Raw genomic sequence first — 20,083 nt, 5'->3', positions numbered from 1 at the left:
ATACACATATGTATTTATAGTTACAGGTTATGTGTTAGGTGTATATAACATAAACAGTCGTTAACAGATACAAAGCGACATATTTATTTAATTATACTTATTTGTTTGTAATGTTATATATTTGTTATTTATTATATATATCGATAATTATCTGTATTTTGCAATATAGTCTCTTTTTTGAGTTGTTTGGGAGTGGATTTCGTAAGTTATTGTTAAGCAAATATTTATGGTTAAAAAAAAGGGAGTCTTGAATTTTGGAATTTGACATGGTATATTTGAGGTATTAAATATGTTGATTTTTAATTGAACGTTTTGGGTTTTGGGGAACTTTCAATGATGGGTAAAGCAAAAGACAGAGTAACGATTTTAGAATCGGGAAGAAAGGTACTTTTAGATGACTTCATATAAAAAATTTGAAAATAGTGAGGAGTGTGTTTCTCTTTTGTGTAATGCATTGAATATACAGAGCCAGGCAAGTAAGTTTGGATTTGAGTGGCTTGAGGTAGGAGGGATATTAGAGAAGATTCGTGAGGAGGTAAAGGAGATAGAAAAAGAGATTTCTCGGCGGGATATAGAGCGGGTGAAGAAGGAGGTAGGAGATTTGTATTTAGTGTCTTTGCATCTTGCCCAATTTTTGGGAATAGACCCTTTAGAATGTCTTTATATTTCTTATGAAACGTTTCGGCGTCGCTGGGAAAAAGTGCAATTGTTGGCTACGGATGTTCCGGAGGTGCCGGAGGAAAGACTTGAATATTTGGAACGGCTATGGTCACAGGTGAAGCAGGAGGAGACGGATTTTTTCTGAGTATAAATTAAAGTAATTATAAATTGAAGATTGAGTTTAAGGAGGAAATTATATGGCTTTTCAAACGGAAGAGACGTTGTGGACGCAGATGTTAAGTTGTTTAGAGAAGGTTTTGGAACCTCATGTTTGTGAGCACTGGTTTTCTTTCGTTACATTTAAGAGCTTTGATGGGAATCGGCTGGTTCTTACGGTGCCCAATGAGTTTTTCCTTTCATGGTTTCGAGAACGTTATGGAGAGGTATTAGGTGTAGTTGCACGGCAAGTTTTACAAAGAGATATCACTATTGATTTTTTGGTTCGGCCAGAGGAGAGAAGGAAACAGCCTCCGAGAGATGGAATGACGCTGGATTTGGATATTCAAGAGAAGAGAGTAGAAAAGAGAGATAATGTATCTCATAACACTGTCCGTTTGAATCCGAGATATACCTTCGAAAATTTTGTAGTGGGACATGGAAATGAGTTTGCTTATGCAGCAGCGAAGGCGGTTTCAGAGAGTCCAGGGAAAAATTACAACCCACTTTTTATTTATGGAATGACGGGATTAGGTAAAACACATTTAATGCAAGGAATTGGACATCAGTTGTTACGGAAGGACGCCTCAAAGAAAGTGATGTATGTTACTTCGGAAGAATTTACAAACGAATTAATTATGAGTATTACTGAGGGAAGCCAGTCTAAGTTTCGGGGGAAATATCGGAAAGTGGATGTATTGCTTATTGATGATATTCATTTCATAGCGGAGAAGGAGGCGACGCAGGTAGAGTTTTTCCATACATTTAATGAATTGTTTGACCAGCATAAGCAGATTGTACTTTCATCAGACCGTAGTCCTAAAGAAATTCGAGGTGTAGAAAGTCGATTGGTTTCACGGTTTGAGTGGGGATTAGTTACGGATATTCAGCCTCCAGATTTTGAGACCCGTGTTGCAATTTTGAGGAGTAAACTAATTCAGAAGGGGTATGAATTAGAGGACGAAATATTGGAATATATTGCACGGTCGGTGACCTCTAATGTTCGTCAATTGGAAGGTGCGTTAACGGGTGTGATTGCTTTGATGAAATTACGGGGAAAGGATCGAATTACTTTAGAACAAGCAGAACAAGTTGTTCGTGATATAGAAGACCGTACCAGAACACAGTGTATAACACCAGAATCGGTTCTTCGTGCGGTGGCAGAGACGTTTGATGTGCGATTAGTAGATTTAAAAGGAAGGTGTCGTAAGAAACAGTATGTATTACCGAGGCAAGTTGGGATGTATTTATGTAGATTGCTCATTCCAAGTATGTCTTTAAGTTATATTGGCGAGTTATTTGGTGGCAAAGACCATACAACGGTACTTCATTCATGTGAACGGGTTGAACAAGAACTCCAAAAGAAAGGTGAAACTTGGAAGGCTGTTGAATCGTTATTAAAGAAATTAAAAGGTGAGTGAAAATTCAATAAAAAAAGAATAAAAATTCTTAAAAAACGAAATAAACAAAAAAAATTTAAGGTTATTGAATTTAGAGTTTAATTTTGGTATAATATATGGAATTTTTTGATAGAGATATATAGTCAATTGAACAATGGTTTAATAAATTAATGAAGAGGTGAGCGAAGATGGCGATTTTAGATTTAGTTTTATACCCTGATGAGCCTTTAACATCTGTTGCGGAACCATTTGACCGTATTAACTCAGAAGTTATGGACTTAGCCCAAGACATGTTTGAGACAATGGTGGCGTATGAAGGAGTTGGGCTTGCGGGTCCACAGGTAGGTATTTCGAAACAGATTATTGTTGTTCATGAGCCCGAAAGTAAGCCTATGTGTCTAATTAATCCGTCTCTTATTATTCAAGGGGAACGGATTGAAAGTGAAGAAGGTTGCCTTAGTCTTCCGAAGATATATGCTGTAGTTCCTCGAGCATCCCGTATTAAAGTCAAAGCATATAGCCCTCGAGGGAAAAAATTAGAGTTTGAAGCGGAGGATTTTTTAGCTCGGATTATCCAGCATGAGTATGACCATCTACAGGGGCTAATGTTCCTTGACCGAGTTGACATTATTACCCGTGAAGAAAAGTATCAGGAATGGTTTGAGATTCGGAAGAAACTTTTCTCCGAGATACAACAAGATTAAATAGGCTTATGTTGTAGTTAACATATTTCAAAGTTATAGTTCATGTTACTCCATAATAAACTTTTTGAAGACTTAGTGAATACATTCCGCCGATTACCTGGGGTAGGTAAAAAAACAGCAGAGCGTTATGCTTTATATATTCTGTCTTCTGGTGAAGAAGATGTGTCTGAATTTGTAAGGGTCGTTTCGGATGTCCGTAGCAAGATAAAACGGTGTTCAGAATGCCAGGATTTTAGTGAGACCGACCCATGTTCTATTTGTTTATCCACAGATAGAGATGGACAATTACTTTGTGTTGTCGAAAAACCATCTGGAGTTGTTGCAATTGAACGTTCAGGGGGTTATCGGGGGAAATATTATGTGTTAAATGGATTAGTAAGTCCGTTGGATGGAATTGGTCCGGAAGAGTTAGGCTTATCGCGATTGTTCCATCGTGTAAAATCAGGAGGTGTTCGTGAGGTGATTATTGCTACGGGTGCAACAAGTGAAGGGGAAGCAACCGCTTTATATATTGCACATCAATTAAAGCCATTAGGGATAAAAGTCAGCCGTATTGCCCATGGTGTACCTATGGGAGCAGGGTTGGAACTCACAGATGAATACACCTTACGACAAGCATTGGAATGGCGTAAACCTTTGGATTGATGATTGAAATTGGTATCTATTTAATGAGAGTGGCTAATTTTGTTTTTAGAAAGCCTTCGTAATTTTTCAGTACAAAATCTCCAACGAGAGCACTTTGATTACTATCCCAAGCAAAATTTCCTTCGAGAAGGATTCCAAATTGAGTTTTTAAATAATCCTGAGCCATTGGTAAGCCCATCCCTTTAATGAAGAATTCGAGGGCACCTTGTGCATCAGGACGGGCTTGTAACACTGCTTTCAAGATGAGTTCGTCGGGTTTGGTTGATGGGTCTGCCTGGATATGTAATTGTTCTAATTTCTTGGCGATTTCATATGCCATGCCTGCAAATTTATTGTTTCTTAGCTCTTCTTCCCAAGCAACGCCTTGAGCATTGAGGATACTTGCAGTCCATACTAATATCTCTCCATTCTTAAGGTCGAGGTATGCCTCTAATAAATGCTTTGATTCCGAAGAAAGACGTGCAGATATTCCTTTTTGTTGAGTTCCCCAGTCTTTAATAACTTGTTCCTCAACACCTTCTGGAATTTTTAGGGCTCCTGTGATGGAAAGTAAGCCTCTTTGTGGGAATGTTAAGCCTTCTTTATCCCAGATGATTTGTTTGATGTTTTCCCAGGGTCGCTCAGTTTGAAGTATCTCATAAGCAATTGGACCTAAACGTTTTTCATTAATAATTAACGAAAAGGAAACGTGACTTCGGGCGAATTCTGTAACAGCCCAGAAACCCAATTCATAAGGTAAAGCCATGGGTATGGTTGTTTGAGGAGCAGGAATAGGTGTTTGACTCTTTAGTTGTTCCCAAGGGAGAACTCTTTCCAAAATAGGCAGGGCAGGGTCAGTTCGCAAAACAATTTGACAGTTTGCATTGGGTGGTATTTTAGTTGGAATAGGGATATACGGTGCTTTAGTAAGTCCATAACTTTTACTAACGTGCCATGTTACAATAAGGATTACCACAATAACAACTACGAGAAATAGAAGAAAAGAAATTAAACAACCCTTCTTAATGTTTGGTGACATTGTTTTGTTCCTTATTTTTTTATTTCATTGTCTATTTTGATGATACATTTTACATAAGAAATTTGTTTTAATCCAACTTGGAATATTCTATTCATTGGAGAAGTTCCCTAATGCTCGTTTTAATTGGGGTTCGAAATCATAGAAACGGATATTCCATGTTAAAGTTTCAAAATTGTTTTCCTCTGTAAGTTCAAACTTCATTGATGACGGGAGTTGGGATTGAAGCCATTCATTAAAGGACTGAACTCCTTGTCGAATTTCATCGATTTTTATGGGATTGGTTGCCTGAATATTTAGTACACCTTGACATAAATTGTCCTCTTTTAAATCTAAGGTGCTGTGAATCCAATATATGTTTTCGATGGCTGTTTGCCAATCTATCAAGTAGTTTCGGAGTAGAGATGGGAAGGACTGATATATCTGGTCTAATAGAATAGATAAGTTCTGGTCTGTGTTTAACCAAAAAATCTCGACAAGATGATTGTTTTGTAAAGGCAAAGTATAGGTTTGTATTGATACATCCTGAGCATATGGCGGTTTCCCATAGATAAAGCCTTCGTTGAGCCATATGTCTCTTTGGATATTAGCAAACTGATGGCTTTTCCATTGGATAAATCGTAGCTCTTTTACGAAATGAGAGGCATGAAGTTCTTCAATGAAGGCGGAACTATTTCGTTTTTCTCGAATAATAAAGCGCGTTTCAAAGCCCATGGACGGGATGTAATGGAATACTAAAGAGGCTTCTCGAGGTAGGTTATGGAACCAGTCCAGTCGTATCGGTACAGGTTGGAGGGATGTGAATCTTGGAACTTGTTTTATCCATCGAGTAGCTGAAGGAGCCAATTTTCGAATATAAGCCTGAATATGAGAAGGTTGAGTAATTACATAGCCGACGGTATTATCCTGAACGAAATATTTATATCCTGTTGCCTTTGAAAAAGATGAATAAACGTATAGATAGAAAGAAAGAGACAACGAAAGGATAAGTCCACAGATAATTAAGATATGAGAAGGTTTAATATTTTTTAGCACCAATACATATTTACCTTTTATTTGATATGCATTTATAATATCATGTTTGTTGAATCTTTTTAATCTGACATTATTATACTTAAGTTCTTTTTTTTGTATTTACTTAATTTAAGTTTCTATTTGCTATTTATAGTTAGAACAGAGGAATGTATTTCAAAAATTTAATCAGAGGTTTTAGGTGTATATCTGTAGCATCTATTTAATAGAGATAGAAGCGACAATTTATTTGGGGTTCCTGTATATGATAAAATTTGAACATTGTAAAGTCAAAGAGTAATTAAAAATAAGGAAAATAGTTATGCGTAGTGATATTTTTAAGAAGGGATTTGAAAGAGCACCTCACCGTTCCTTGTTATGGGCAACAGGTAAAATTAAATCTCCATCTGATTTTAATAAGCCTTTTATTGGTGTTTGTAACAGCTTTGTGGAAATTATTCCTGGACATGTTCATCTGAATGAACTTGGTCGACTTGTGAAAGAGGCGATAGAACAGGCTGGAGGCATTCCGTTTGAATTTAATATGATAGGTGTCGATGATGGAATAGCCATGGGACATGCAGGTATGAAGTACAGTCTTCCTTCCCGCGAATTAATTGCGGATTCGTTGGAGACGATGGTCAAGGCACACCCATTTGATGGTTTGGTATGTATTCCGAATTGCGACAAGATTGTACCTGGAATGCTTATGGGGGCTGTGCGGTGTAATATTCCAACTATTTTTGTCTCTGGTGGTCCAATGAGAGCGGGTCGGTTAAAGGATGGACGAGTAGTAGACCTTATAAGTGTGTTTGAAGGGGTAGGCACATATAAGCAAGGGAAATTAACAGATGAAGAGTTAGAGGTGTTAGAACGTTCTGCCTGTCCAGGATGTGGTTCATGTTCAGGAATGTTCACAGCGAACTCTATGAATTGTTTGTGTGAGGCGATTGGTATTGCACTACCAGGAAATGGAACAGTTCTTGCCGATACTCCGGAACGGAGAGAATTGGTCCGGAAAGCCGGGGCTCAAATTTTAAAACTTATAGAGGCAGATCTGAAGCCCAGGGATATTATTACTCCTGAGTCTATAGATAATGCATTTGCATTGGATATGGCTATGGGTGGGTCAACCAATACCGTTTTACATACCTTAGCTGTGGCTCATGAAGCAGGGGTTCAATATCCCTTAGAGCGTTTGAATGAGGTGTCAGCACGGGTTCCCAATCTCTGTAAAGTATCGCCATCTTCGAAGTATCACATGGAAGATGTAGATAGAGCAGGTGGAATTTCTGCTATTTTAGGCGAATTATCAAGGAAGGAGGGAACGCTTCATCTGAACTGTAAAACAGTGACGTTAAAGACGATAGGAGAAAATATTCAGGGGTGCCATTCAAAAGATACAGAAGTAATACGCACGTTAGAAAACGCATATAGCAATACGGGTGGGTTGGCAATTTTATTTGGAAATCTTGCACCCCGAGGTGCTGTTGTAAAAGAGGCTGGAGTAGACCCATCTATCCTTCGGCATAAAGGTCCAGCAGTTGTGTTTGAGAGTGAAGAAGAGGCAATGATGGGTATTTTAGGGGATAAGGTAAAACCTGGGGATGTTGTTGTGATACGATACGAAGGGCCTAAAGGTGGTCCAGGAATGCGTGAAATGTTAGCCCCTACGTCTGCGATTATGGGCAAAGGGTTGGGAACTTCGGTAAGTTTAATTACCGACGGTAGATTTTCAGGAGGGACTCGAGGTGCCTGTATTGGGCATGTGAGCCCTGAGGCAGCAGCAGGAGGACCGATAGCCCTGGTGAAGGACGGGGATATGATTGAAATTGATATTCCAGCTCGAAGGTTAACCTTATTGGTAGATGATGTGGAGTTGCAACGGCGAAAAGCAAGCTTACCCCCTCCTCCAGACCGCAAACTTACAGGTTGGTTAAAACGGTATCAAAAATTTGTTACCAGTGCAGATACAGGCGCTGTCTTTGAAGATTGATAGGTAACATCCGACAAAGGCAATATCTACGTGGACAGATGGTCAAGATGGACAGATTTCTTTAGAAGGGGGTTCCCGTGGAGTAGAAAAAAGGAACCCTTGACAGATGTTGATTTGAAGAAATTAGAACCCTATGTGTCCCGACATAATATTCCAAATGTGATAAAACGGTTGCAAAATTTATCAGTAGCACAAGGGAAACGGTTTCGATTTGTTGTATTTGGTGATACACGTGGTGATTATAGAGTAGCACGGGATATCATTCTTTCCGTAGTAAAGGACCAACCTGCTTTTATTCTAATGACAGGGGATATCGTGCGTAGAGGAAGGGTAGAGGAATATTTGGCACATCATTTACGCATGGCAGAATTGGCTCAACCTATCCCTGTTATTCCTGTGCCAGGCAATCATGAAGAAGGTCCAGACCGAAAGTATACTGCTTTTTTAAAGATATATGGGGTGGATACCTTTACATTTGATTTTGGTCCTGCACGGTTTGTTGGGATAAATAATAACTCATTTTGGTCGTTTACCAATGCACAACTTACATTTCTTAAAGATTCATTACAGAAACAAGGGGTAAGTTATCGTTTTGTCATTATGCATAAGCCACCTGAAGACCTGCCAAGTTTTGTAAAAACAGAAGAAGGTAGAGGGGTACGTTGGAGAACGAAAACGTTTTATGCTCTTATGAAAGAGTATCATGTCACAGAGGTTTTTATGGGGCATGTACATGGGTTTGTTTCAAGGAACATAGATGGAGTAAGATATACAATAACAGCAGGTGGTGGTGCACGATTAGAACAACGTTTATCGGAAGAAAGTCAGGTTCATCATTATTTGCTGTATGAAATAACCTCTAAACAAATACAATGCGAGAGAGTGGAATGGCGACAAGGGCAGTGGAACAGGATTTTAGTTATGTAAGAAGAACGAAGGGGTTCGAACCTATTCACGATATCCTTCACGAAACATCTTCAGAATATGAACTCCAAAACCTTTGGCTTGAGACATTAAATATAAAAAAACAATGGGTAACTCTTGAAGGACAGAGAATAAATATTTTAACACAGGGGTATAAAAATCCATATAGTGGACCTGATTTTAAGGATGCATTGATTGAAATTAATGGAGTTCCTTTTCGTGGGGATATAGAAATACATCGTGATGGAAAGGAATGGTATCACCATGGACATCACTTAGATGCACGGTATAATCGTGTTTTATTGCATATCGTTGAAACTGTAGATATTGGATTTACAGGGGCTGTAAATTCTCTTGGTAATACCATACCCACGTTATTGTTGAGCCGAGAAACGGTGAAAACTCTACCCCTTACAGCAGGGAAGAGTTTTAAAAAAAGCAATAACATGAGTATACCTCCATGTGTTTCGCAGATATCTTTTGATTACCAATCTGTAATTAAAATGTTAGCCCAGCAACGAGTGATGCAACGGATAGAACAGATACGTTCACGATTTAAAAATGTTTCTTTAGATCAGGTCCTATATGAATTTATGTTATACGGTTTAGGAGCAGGTTCTAAGTATGGACCGATGTATATGGAGTTGGGTCGACGGTTCCCATATTCTATGATAAAAAAGTGGGTTCAAGAAGACCCTCGAATTCCCGAGGCTGTATTTTTGGCTCAGACAGGGTATTTGCAAAAAGGGATTCAATTAAAAAATCCATACGCATTACTTTTGGAACAAACCCTTATTGAATATTTAGGTTCTGTAATAAAGCATGATGTAGAATTAGAAAGCACCTCATCCTGTGTGTCTTCTGTCTATCCATCGGCGTTACCCCCTATTAAGTTAGCGTGGTTAACGGGTATTTTGTGCAAACTAATGGATTCTCTTACAGATACCTTTCTTTCTATAGCTGAGAAAAGTATACGATTAGACCAACCATGGTCTCTATGGGAATCTTTCTTGTCTGTTTATCATTTTTATTGGTCATATTACACAACATGGGAGATGAAAAGGGAACAGTACCCGAAAAAACTTCTCGGGAAAGAACGGATATATTCCTTATTAGGCAATATTGTAATTCCTTTCTGTATTTTTTGTATACAAGAAGGTTTATGGGGCATGCGAGAAGGACAATTGTGGAATTTCTTTTATTTACTGCCAGGAGAAAATACCCATTGGATTTTAAGGAGGATGAAAACCCATACCGAATTTCTATTTCCACATAAAAGATTAATGTTTTATGAACAGCAAGCTTTGATTCAATGGTATAAAAACGGTTGTGCAACCCATCCTGAGTGTTTGGATTGTCCATTGAAAAAAGAAGATGAGGAGACGTGGTGAGAATAGGGTAAACGTATTAGAACCAATCTGACGATTCACGATTTTTAATGGTTTCCATTTTTTTCTCTAATCTTTTTTTTCGTTTTGAAAGTTCAATGTTGGTAGGTTCGATAGCTAAAGCTTGGTTGGTCCAATATAGTGCCTGTTCAATATCTTTTTGCTGATGTTCATAGATTTTAGCTAATTCAATTCGTGGATAAATTACCTCTTTATCTTCTTTTGCCCATTGAAGAAGGATGTGTAGCCGTTCTTCTGGTTTTTCTATTTTTCGATAAATATCAGAAAGGGCTTTCCAACATTCAGAACGAATGGGAGGGTAGTCTGTCTGTTGGAGTAAGTCTTCTGCTATTTCTACTGCTTGAAGGTGTTGATTACATTTCATCTGCAAACGAATTAAGGCACACCGGTCTAAGAACTCTTCGAATCCTTGTCCTTTTGGAATTTGGACACGTTGTGCCAGCCAAGCCATAAGGCCTGCCAGGGAAAGAATGTCTCTTCGATTATGCTCTAATATTTGAGGAATGTAGTGGGTTCTTCCTGTCTCTATAAAATTTAACCAGAGACGTGGAATTACAGCGCCTGGGATATCGCCATATCTTCTAATTTTTAAGATATTTTTTTCAACTGTATTTAGAGAACAATCACGAAGTCTTCGATTCCAAAAACGACGTGCTACATGCATAAGGTCGAAATGAAAAAGATGTTCGCCATGGAAAGGAAGGCGGTTCATACGATAGCGGTTTCGAATCAGAGGTAGGTCGAAACATTTACTATTATAACCTATAAAAAGCGAGGCATTCTTAATCCGTTCATCCAATGCTAAGAGAAGGGCGGGTTCGTCATCATAATCTCTCATAAAAAACTGTTCTAAATAAAAATCGTTATCTTTGAAATATCCAATTCCGACTAAAAAGGCAACAGTTCCCGTACCTCCAAAGCATGAGGTTGTTTCGGTATCTATAAAAAGGGCTTTTTCAACCTCGAAATCTAAAGATTCTGTACCTGCAGAAGAAATTTTTAATTCATGGGTTGAAAAATGTAAGGCATCAGAAAGCACAACCTCACCATAGGTATAGGGGTGTGGATATATTTCAGAAAACCATAAACATTGGCTGTCTTCTGTCCCGATAATAGTTCCACTGGAGAAATCCGTGTCTCTCTTCCCCTTTACTCCGTGGGATATCGGTGAAGAAGTGATAGAGACTGTTTCATTCAATTTTTCACGTAATTTTTGAATTATTGATGATGGGGCGGAAGACGGGTTTTTAACAGTTTCTTCACTCAGAATTGAATCTTTTGGGGTATCATCTTGTTTGGATTCTTTTTTGGGAACATTAGGTGGTGATAAAAGAGATGCTTTTTTTAATCCTAACTTTTCAGCGAGTTGTTCTATCGATAATGGCTTTTTCTCCACGTCTTAACTCCGTTTTTGAAAAGGGATTACATTTCGTTGCTCTTGGGCATGACGTAAGGCTTGGGCTAACTGTAAAGCATGTTGTTTTCCAAGGCTTCCTATCTCAATGGCTGGACCTACACAACTTGGACAACCATTTCTACATGGACAGCTTTCAAGAAGTGAAAGGCTGGCTTTGATGAGTTCGTAGTGGTGATGAAATAATTTTTCGCTTAGTCCAACACCGCCAGGATACCTCTCATAAAGGAAGAGCGTTGGCTTTTGTGAGATGGGTGCTTTTAGCATGGCATGTGCACGAATATCAGCAGGGTCACACAACACCTGTACTGGAGCCACCTGACGAAGCGTATTAACGAGCGAAACCAAGGCATCGCTTAAATGTTCTTCTGGTATACGGGCTTCTTGAATAAGTGTGTCGGATAATTCTATCCAGTACCCGAGGGTATGCATGGTTTGTTCTGGAAGATGAATTTCCCCCCAGCCTACATTTTCATGAGTACCAAATTTAATTTTTTTATAAATGGTTGGTAGCCATGTTACCTTGAGTTCACCCCAAATACAGGTATGAAGAGGTTCTTCCCTTTCTTCACAAGGATTCAAAATGCCCAAATCTACCTTAAGTTCTGCATCGGTGTAGTAGTCTGTTTCTACTGCTCGTGCGTATGCTTTGCGGTCTTCTAAGTCAAGATGTTCAATGGTGTAGGTTTCGCTTTGATGAATATAGATGGCATTCTCGAAAACTTCGGATGGTGCGGAGAAATAATCTACCTCTCCTATAACCCTTCCCTGATTCTGACTGTCAAGAATGACAACATTTCCAGGGGCTGCTGTGCGAAGGCTAATGTCTTGGGCTGGATATGACTCTGCACTCCAATGCCATTGCTTTTTGACTTTATGTAAAATGTGTTGTTCTTCTAAGAACTCTAAAATAGCCTGAGTTGAATGTTCATCCAAGCCAAATATTTCACCTTCCATAAAGGGAAGTTCAAAGGCTGCACATTTTAAGTGGCTTGTAAGGATATAAAGGTTATTGGGATCCAGAGTTGCGTTTTCTGCGGTTTGGCTGAAGAAATATTCGGGATGGGTTACGATAAATTGGTCTAATGGAGAGCTGGAAGCAACTAAGATAACCAAGGACGTTCCTTGTCTTCTACCCGCTCTACCTGCCTGTTGCCATGTGCTGGATATACTTCCAGAGTAACCTACCATAATACATGCGTCCAACGAGCCAATATCAATGCCTAATTCCAGAGCATTGGTACTGACCACGGATAGGATGTCTCCTTTGCGAAGTCCCTCCTCGATGGCTCGACGTTCTGTTGGTAAATATCCACCACGATACCCACATACCCGATGCTCTGCAATATTTTTATGTCGTGCCATGTCCTTTAAATACGTGGTTACAATTTCTACCTGAAGACGACTTCTTGCAAAAATAATGGTCTGAATGTCTTTTGAGATAAGTTCAGAAGCGATACGAGTTGCTTCTTTTGTTGAGGATTTGCGGATACCTAAATCGCGGTCGATGACGGGGGGGTTATAAAATAAAAAATGTTTTTCTGAACGAGGTGCCCCGTTTTTGTCAATAAGGGTTACAGGTGCTTCAATTAGTTTTTCTGCTAATTCTTTTGGGTTGGCAATTGTGGCACTACAGCAAATGTATTGCGGGTTGGAACCGTAAAATGATGCAATACGTTTTAATCGGCGCAGAATGTTTGCTAAATGGCTACCTAATACACCCCGATAGTAATGGATTTCGTCAATAACAACATATTTCAAGTTTTCAAATAAATGAATCCAGATGGTATGATGAGGTAAAATGCCTGTGTGGAGCATATCGGGATTCGTAACAACTATTTGTCCAGCACTACGAATGGCTTGGCGTGCTGTGGTAGGGGTATCCCCATCAAAGGTGTATGTTCTTATCCCTATTTCTAATTTTTCACTTATGTCTTTCAGTTCGTGGACTTGGTCCTGAGACAATGCTTTGGTAGGAAATAAATAAAGAGCACGTGAGGATGGATTTTTTAAGATTTCCTGCAGGACGGGAAGATTATAACAAAGAGTTTTTCCAGAGGCTGTTGGCGTTACAATGCATAAATTCTCTCCACGAAAAGCAGATTCAACAGCCTCTGCTTGATGTGTATAGAGTTGATAAATACCATTTTTTGACAGGGCATGTATCAAGCGTTTATCTAATTCAGGAGGGAAACTGGCATAACGGGCAGGCTCTGCTGGTATAACGTTCCACGCGGTTAGATTCTGTTTAAATTGCTTGTTTTTTTGGAGTTGGTCTATTATCTGTGCTACATTCATAATCGCATATATTCCTTACTTCTATTAATTTTATCAAAATTAGATGGAAGGAATCTGGAAAACGAGTTTTTAAAAAGATATGTTAAACCAATACTCCCATCGTGTAGGGGATACGTTATTTGTGCCAATGTTTTAGAACGTATTGAACTGCTTCTTCTTTTGTTTTTAAAGTTCCTTCCAATTGAGCATTTTCAATTTCAGATAAAATCGTTTTAAATACAGGTCCAGGGGTATAACCTAAAGCAATCAAATCTTTTCCACATAGTAACGGTTTTAGTTTTGGTAGCTCTTTTAAAAAGGCTTTATAGTCTGTTTCAATTTGTAAAAGAGGGGACATGTCGCCATGGCTTGCTTTAATATCTGTTTTAACCAATTCTAATAACAATGGAAAAATCGGATTTCTAAATAGTTTTTTTCGAGTACTTTCTTTCATTTGTGGATATTGAAGTAAGGTCATGTGGTTTTTTACTAACCAAACGATATGTTCTGTCTCAATGTTGGAAAATCGTAACCGTTCTAATATGTTTTTTGTAATATGTGCGCCTACGGATTCGTGTTTTGGGAAACGAAAACGGTCCGCAACAGTAAATGTTTCTTTTTTGCCTACGTCGTGTAATAGCACTGCCATCGCTAATTCAATTGGTGGTTGCTTTAATTCTTGTAAGGCTAAAAGCGTATGTGTCCAAACATCCCCTTCGGGGTGAAACTCATTATCTTGTTGAACCCCTTGCAAATCTGCTATTTCAGGAAGTATTTCCCGTAGTAATTCCGTTTGACTTAAAATTTCAAATGCTAATTTTGGATTTCCCTCCGTTAGAATTTTTGTTATTTCATCACGAATCCGTTCCGCAGATACGTTTTTTATATTTTCATGAAGTGCTTTCATGGCTTGTAATGTTTCTTCTTCGATATCAAAGTTAAAGCGAGCAGAAAATCGGACTGCCCTAAGTAAGCGAAGATAATCTTCAGAAAAACGTTGGTAAGGGTTACCTACCGTCCTTATAACTCTTTTCTTAATATCTTCTTGACCTCCTACGTAATCAATAATTTTCTCGTGTATTGGGTCGTAAAACAGGGCATTAATAGTGAAATCTCTTCGTTTAGCATCTTCTTCTGGTGTTGAAAATGTGACAGATGAAGGATGTCTCCCATCAAAATAAGGAGCGTCAGAACGAAAGGTTGTCACTTCAAATTCGCCTTCGGGAAGAAGGACACGGACAACCCCATAATTTTTCCATAAGGTTATGGAATGTGGGAATAATGTGCCAACCTTATCTGGAACAGCATTGGTTGCGATGTCATAGTCTATGGGAGTTCTCTTCATGATTAAATCTCGAACACAACCACCAGCAAAATAAGCAATATAGCCATTATTACTTAAAATATGGCAGATTTTTCGTGCCCCTTTTTCTAATAAATCGTTATTTTTTTTATGTGTTTTTATCATAACAAGCCCATTATATAGAACTTTGATTTCGAGAATATATCCAACCTATTAGAAGAAGTACAACCGCTGAAACGGCAAAACTTAAAACACGATATATTTCAGAAGAAATATATTGGAAAGCAAAGAAGGTTCGCATTAAGGTAATGAAAAGAATGTAAAAACCAGTCCATCGGTACAGTGGCTCGTGTAGTAGAATCCCCAATAGGATGATAAAAAGAGAGACAGTTAGCCAATAAAAAATAATCATATTTTTTGGCAAACATGTGTAGCCAGCAAAGAGAGCCGTATTTGCTATTATGAGTAAAAACAATATCCGTATAAGCATATTGGGCGTACCTGTCCCAAATACATTTTTTTGTGTTATGTAGGTAATCCTTTCTGCAAAGATCCCGATAAGAAATAGAGCGATTGAAAGTGAAAGGACGGGAAGATTGTATTGATTTTGAGGTATTTTTGATAAGTATAACATATAATTTAATGAGGCAATAACGATAAAAATAATTCCTGAGATGGAAAAGGATGGCAGTCGGCTCGCACCTCCAAAGGTATATATAGCAAGTCCTAATAACGAAGTAATCGTTATAACCTTTAATGGAGATAGAACTTCATTTATAACAATGATGGTAATGAATACACTTGTTATATAGGGAAACAACGAAAGAATAAAGTGAGTTAGGTCCTGTTTATGGTGCCGAATGTGTTCTAAATACTGTTCCCATGCGTAAGCCCCGATAAAGGATATAAAAGCCAGAGGGAGGCTTGTAGAGAGAAAATAGGGAACGTTTATAATGATGTCACGTTGAGTAAAATAGTAAAGTAAATAACATACTTGGGCTGAGAGAAGTAATAATACACTACTAAAATCAATAGCAGGTGTCGATGTAATGATGCCTAATGCTAAGATGAAAAGCAATTCTGTTGTTAAGATAAGAGGCAATCGTGGGTCATCCATAAAGTCTACGAGGGTTATTAATAATATGAGGATTGAAGCAATACAGGCATGCAATATGGACATCATCAGGGGTGGAAACTGCCAACGAACTGACAATGAAAGGTCGATTTCAGAATGCCCATGATTAGAGGTGACAAAATGCTCATAGAACCATGAAACAACAAAAAGGAATAGAGCAGTCCCATAAATAGCGAACCATTTGGTTGGGATATTCATCCCAAACAGAAAAATTTCTCCACGTAAACCTAAATAAAAAATGCCCCAGAAGAAAGTGACCCATAATAAGAAAAAATTCATAACTCGATAAACAAGATACCCACTTCTTTTATGTGCTAATGCCAATGCAAGACATTCAATACTGAGAGCTATTAGAAGCTTTTCACCTGAGAAATATGCTTGAATAGCAAGTGTGCTCATGATGATGGTTTTAATAATAAAAATTTTAAATATGTAATTATTGCGAGGGCCTAAAAGATGGGAGAGTATTGTAAAAAGAAGTAGCATTAATGCAAAGCCTGAGCGAAACAAATATTCATAAGGAAGGTAATACGTTCGAACTGCATAAAAAGTTAGACAAAAATAAATAGCAGAATTACAACCAACAAGAGGTGCGATTCCTTTACGATATTCTCCCCGTTTTCGTGCATCAAGAATACATGTGATAGAAAATAGGACGAAGCACGTGGTTAAAAATATGAAAGATATCCAGAAATATATTTTTTCGGGAATCTGAAAATAGGTGTGAGGATTGAGATATAAAAAAACGTATAAATAAGTGGCATACGAAGCAAGAACGCTTGACCATGAAAGTAAAAGCCAATTGTGAAGAAGATAGAAAATAAAAGTAATGATGGCAATGGTAATACTTGTAAAAAGGGCATGGATGAGCGTCGTTATGTTAGGTTCGTTATAACAGCTAAGAGCCACACTATAATAGGTGAGGAATAAACCTACTCCCGCTATAGTAGTGCTTTCTCTTTTATGAGCGATCATAATCATAGGAACAAGGCATAAAAGTAAGGCAGGCAATCCTACCCAGAAAAGAAGGGTGTTGTTATTAAAGATGGGTAATAACTTAGTCTCATTAATGAAAAGAGCTGCGTAGGTGGTAAAGTAAATTCCAGTTAAGCCAGAACTTAAAATGACATCTGTGAAGATATTTTTTTTTCGGCTTATTCTTTCCCATAGAATAAGGATTACAGAAAAACAATATCCTATTCCGATTTTTTCCCACTCATTGATTCCTGAGGTATAAAATGTTGTTCGTGCACCTAATACAACAGCTGTTATTACTAATATAGCCCCAATGCGACTTGCCCAAATAGAACCTATTTTTTGCTCTAAATCTTGGTGTGAATTTATTTTTAATGCCGTCTTTATCGCAGAGATGAGTGGTTGAATTGAAGGAAAAATATGTGCTCTATCTGGAGACGGTGAAGAACGAATATCAAAATCAGATGATACCTGCGTTTCGTTGTTATTTATATTTGCTGGCTCGTCAGTCGTTTCTTCTTTATTCCGAATTAGGAATTCTAACTGTTCTGTCAATTGACGTATCTGTTCTTCTAACTCTTTAATCCGTTTATCGTTTCTACCCACTCTGGTTACCTCAGGAAATAGTAATTTTATAGATAAATAATTTTATAGTAATTTGTAAATTGAACTAACAAATATTGTATTTTATAATGTTTATGATTTTCTATATGTAAATATATTATTAAGGAATAATATATGACGATAATAGCTTTGTTGCTAATGATTTTGGGATTTGGTTTTGGCATTGCTGTGTTTATGGGGATTTTGCCAGAGTCTATGAGTGCTCTTACGAAACAACCCCTATGGATTTATTTTGCCGTTGGTATTGTGGGTGCAGTGATGGCATACTTAAATAGAAGACCCCATGACTAAACATACTTTTTGAGGAATGTATTTTACATTTTTATACTGAGTTTCAATATGAAGAAATGGAATTTAATACACAGTTCGGATTTTCATCTTGGTTATGACCCCGACGGGATTTGGAATAATCGTATTTTAACATCTATTTCATTTGATATTCTGAGATGTTTTCTTAAAGATGTTGTTCAATATCATCCCGATTTTATTATTGTTACTGGTGATGTATGTTCTTGCGAAGATGAATCGTTGGAAAAGGAAATACGTAAAATATTTGATACAATCAATATTCCATTCTATCTTTTGGGTGGAAATCATGATTTAAAAACACATCAATCACGATCTCGTGTTTTAAAATATTTTGATAAACATTTTCCAACCTCTCGATTTACCTACTCATTCACATATAAGAATCTTCACTTTTGTATGTTAGAAGTAAGTTGGGTTTGGGATGATTTGACGGTGCACGCAATTCGGGACCCTTCTCAAATTAAGAATATGAAGGAAACCCATAGCGGTATCCAGTGGGTTCTGGCTGAGGAACATGCGGAATGGCTAAAAGAGGAACTTAAAACATGCAGGGATAAACCTGTCGTTGTATCTATTCATTGTCCTCTATTTCCTATTCCAGATCGATGCAAATATGATGGATATCGAGACAGCGGAATTTTGACCAATGCAGAAGAGGTCTTGGATATACTTTATCAACATCCCAAAACCTGTGTCGTTTTATCTGGTCATATGCACATGAATTATATCGTCCAGAATAAAAATGTAGTTCAAATAACCACGTCTGCTTTGTGTGAGTATCCGATAGAATTTCGCAGGATAATTGTTAGCCCAGAATACATGGAAGTTGAGACATTAGGTTTGTCAGATAAAAGCTTTGCAGAAAAATCACTTATTCACGGTAGAGAGATGGTAAGAGGTGCTCCCGAAGACCGACATTTTACAATTCCACTTGTATAAATGTTTAAGGGGTTACAAATTTATTTATAGATTACATATCTTTGTCGGGAAGTCTTTTTTCAGGGGTCGTGTTATAAGGTATGGAGTTCCCTGAATAATCAGAACTTGGTTTCTCTATTATTGAGGGTTGTTCGATTGCCTGAACAGATGGTGCCTGAGTTGAAGGGATGAAGTAGAATAATGCCAAGATTAAAAACACTATCCCTGCTACTGCTGTTAAAAGACCCCACACTATTATTTTTTTCTGTTTTGCCCTATGATGTATTTGGTGTCGAACTTTTTGTATTGAAATTTGTTTTTCCCATTCTGATATAACGTCTTCATCGGTTTCCTTAGGTGAGGCTTCAATGAACAGTTCAAACTCCTGCCAAAACTCATAATATTCTCTACATGAGGGGCATGATTTTATATGTGTAGCTATTTCCTCTGATATGTTGCCTCCATTGGTTTCGATATGCTCACATACAGACTCAAACAGAGGGCATTGATTGACTGAAGGAGTAATTATTTTCAACTTTTTCATATTCTATCCTTTATTATCATAATATCTTTGTTCTTCTTTAAAGTATATCCATCTTTTACAAATCTTTCAATGTTATATTTGATATTTTCATAAGTTCGTAAATTTTCCTTTTTCCCAATGAAAAACGGCTTAAAACGGTGCCTAATGGGCAATTTAAATGTTCTGCAATTTCTTGAACGCTCCAGCCTTCTAATCTTTTTTTAAGCACGAAACGTTGTGGTTCAGGAAGTTGTTCAATGAGGTGATATATATATTCTGTTTCAAGTTTATTTTGAATCGCATCGTGTTTTGATAAAAAACTATCTATATTCTCTATTTCTTCCATGGACTGCTCGTGGTTTCTCCGACTTTTATCTTTCCGTATTAAGTCAATACAATGGTTCTGTGTGATTGTAAGCAACCATGACGTAAAAAAAGTTTCTTCTGAACAGCTGTTGATATTTTTCCATACTTTCAAAAAAACTTCCTGAACTGCCTCTTTAGCAATCTCTTTGTTATGTAATCTTTTTAGACATGCATAAAATACCATATTGTAGTACCGATTCATAATAGTGACGAATGCTTGTTCGTCGCCGTTTTTTATCTGTTCAATGAGTTTTTTATCCGATATCTCATGTGAGATCGGATTATTATCTCTATTTAACATAGACGAAGAATCCATATT

17 protein-coding genes are annotated in these 20,083 nt (G+C 37.6%); 9 read left to right on the top strand and 8 right to left on the bottom strand.

Annotation, left to right across the window (positions count from 1 at the left end; genetic code table 11):
* Positions 1 to 394 precede the first annotated feature (394 nt).
* From PLJ10_06720 to recR, 4 genes are all read left to right on the top strand, one after another.
* Positions 395 to 805 carry a MazG nucleotide pyrophosphohydrolase domain-containing protein gene (locus PLJ10_06720; GenBank protein HOK09339.1) on the top strand — a complete coding sequence of 137 codons (411 nt, stop codon included), beginning with the start codon at positions 395 to 397 and terminating at the stop codon, positions 803 to 805.
* Between the two features lie 52 nt (positions 806 to 857).
* Positions 858 to 2,237: a chromosomal replication initiator protein DnaA gene (gene dnaA / locus PLJ10_06715; protein HOK09338.1), complete on the top strand. Its 1,380-nt coding sequence runs from the start codon at positions 858 to 860 to the stop codon at positions 2,235 to 2,237.
* Between the two features lie 167 nt (positions 2,238 to 2,404).
* Positions 2,405 to 2,920, top strand: coding sequence for a peptide deformylase (gene def / locus PLJ10_06710; GenBank protein ID HOK09337.1), 516 nt, complete (start codon positions 2,405 to 2,407; stop codon positions 2,918 to 2,920).
* A gap of 42 nt (positions 2,921 to 2,962) precedes the next feature.
* Positions 2,963 to 3,565 (top strand): recombination mediator RecR, encoded by a 603-nt coding sequence (recR, locus tag PLJ10_06705; protein ID HOK09336.1) that lies wholly within the window; start codon positions 2,963 to 2,965, stop codon positions 3,563 to 3,565.
* A gap of 16 nt (positions 3,566 to 3,581) precedes the next feature.
* On the opposite strand, the gene PLJ10_06700 is transcribed toward recR, so the two are convergent.
* Both PLJ10_06700 and PLJ10_06695 read right to left on the bottom strand, forming a co-directional pair.
* Positions 3,582 to 4,583, bottom strand: coding sequence for a hypothetical protein (locus PLJ10_06700; GenBank protein ID HOK09335.1), 1,002 nt, complete (start codon positions 4,581 to 4,583; stop codon positions 3,582 to 3,584).
* A gap of 87 nt (positions 4,584 to 4,670) precedes the next feature.
* Entirely contained in the window at positions 4,671 to 5,615 is a 945-nt protein-coding gene (locus PLJ10_06695) for a hypothetical protein (GenBank protein ID HOK09334.1), read from the bottom strand.
* 298 nt (positions 5,616 to 5,913) lie between these two features.
* On the opposite strand from PLJ10_06695, the gene ilvD reads away from it, so the two are divergent.
* Genes ilvD through PLJ10_06680 form a run of 3 tightly spaced genes read left to right on the top strand, consistent with a single transcriptional unit; the run spans position 5,914 to position 9,902 of the window.
* Positions 5,914 to 7,587, top strand: a complete 1,674-nt coding sequence (gene ilvD, locus PLJ10_06690; protein HOK09333.1) for a dihydroxy-acid dehydratase — start codon at positions 5,914 to 5,916, stop codon at positions 7,585 to 7,587.
* A gap of 30 nt (positions 7,588 to 7,617) precedes the next feature.
* Positions 7,618 to 8,514: a metallophosphoesterase gene (locus tag PLJ10_06685; GenBank protein ID HOK09332.1), complete on the top strand. Its 897-nt coding sequence runs from the start codon at positions 7,618 to 7,620 to the stop codon at positions 8,512 to 8,514.
* A complete protein-coding gene (locus tag PLJ10_06680; protein ID HOK09331.1) occupies positions 8,475 to 9,902 on the top strand; it encodes a DUF2851 family protein in 1,428 nt (475 codons plus the stop codon). Before PLJ10_06685 ends, PLJ10_06680 begins: the two co-directional genes overlap by 40 nt.
* A 16-nt stretch (positions 9,903 to 9,918) precedes the next feature.
* On the opposite strand, the gene PLJ10_06675 is transcribed toward PLJ10_06680, so the two are convergent.
* The 4 genes from PLJ10_06675 to PLJ10_06660 form a co-directional block, all read right to left on the bottom strand.
* On the bottom strand, positions 9,919 to 11,316 hold the full coding sequence (locus PLJ10_06675) for a ribonuclease H-like domain-containing protein (GenBank protein ID HOK09330.1): 1,398 nt from the start codon (positions 11,314 to 11,316) through the stop codon (positions 9,919 to 9,921).
* A 3-nt stretch (positions 11,317 to 11,319) separates the two neighbouring features.
* On the bottom strand, positions 11,320 to 13,632 hold the full coding sequence (locus PLJ10_06670; protein ID HOK09329.1) for a DEAD/DEAH box helicase: 2,313 nt from the start codon (positions 13,630 to 13,632) through the stop codon (positions 11,320 to 11,322).
* A 115-nt stretch (positions 13,633 to 13,747) separates the two neighbouring features.
* Positions 13,748 to 15,079: a CCA tRNA nucleotidyltransferase gene (locus tag PLJ10_06665; GenBank protein ID HOK09328.1), complete on the bottom strand. Its 1,332-nt coding sequence runs from the start codon at positions 15,077 to 15,079 to the stop codon at positions 13,748 to 13,750.
* A gap of 10 nt (positions 15,080 to 15,089) precedes the next feature.
* Positions 15,090 to 17,630 carry a DUF2339 domain-containing protein gene (locus PLJ10_06660; GenBank protein ID HOK09327.1) on the bottom strand — a complete coding sequence of 847 codons (2,541 nt, stop codon included), beginning with the start codon at positions 17,628 to 17,630 and terminating at the stop codon, positions 15,090 to 15,092.
* Between the two features lie 132 nt (positions 17,631 to 17,762).
* Between PLJ10_06660 and PLJ10_06655 the strand changes: the two genes are divergently transcribed.
* Positions 17,763 to 17,939, top strand: coding sequence for a hypothetical protein (locus PLJ10_06655; GenBank protein ID HOK09326.1), 177 nt, complete (start codon positions 17,763 to 17,765; stop codon positions 17,937 to 17,939).
* Positions 17,940 to 17,987: 48 nt separating this feature from the next.
* On the top strand, positions 17,988 to 18,896 hold the full coding sequence (locus tag PLJ10_06650) for a metallophosphoesterase (GenBank protein HOK09325.1): 909 nt from the start codon (positions 17,988 to 17,990) through the stop codon (positions 18,894 to 18,896).
* Positions 18,897 to 18,927: 31 nt separating this feature from the next.
* Here the strand turns inward: PLJ10_06650 and PLJ10_06645 are convergent, their stop codons facing one another.
* Together PLJ10_06645 and PLJ10_06640 are read right to left on the bottom strand one after the other, a co-directional pair.
* The gene (locus PLJ10_06645; protein ID HOK09324.1) at positions 18,928 to 19,419 is read right to left on the bottom strand and encodes a hypothetical protein; all 492 of its coding nucleotides are present in this window, start codon (positions 19,417 to 19,419) and stop codon (positions 18,928 to 18,930) included.
* Positions 19,420 to 19,474: 55 nt separating this feature from the next.
* Positions 19,475 to 20,065 (bottom strand): RNA polymerase sigma factor, encoded by a 591-nt coding sequence (locus PLJ10_06640; protein ID HOK09323.1) that lies wholly within the window; start codon positions 20,063 to 20,065, stop codon positions 19,475 to 19,477.
* Positions 20,066 to 20,083: the final 18 nt, after the last annotated feature.

The sequence above is a fragment of the Candidatus Hydrogenedens sp. genome (assembly GCA_035361075.1).
In the GTDB taxonomy this organism is placed as follows: domain Bacteria; phylum Hydrogenedentota; class Hydrogenedentia; order Hydrogenedentales; family Hydrogenedentaceae; genus Hydrogenedens.
This window is presented reverse-complemented; position numbering and strand designations above follow the sequence as displayed.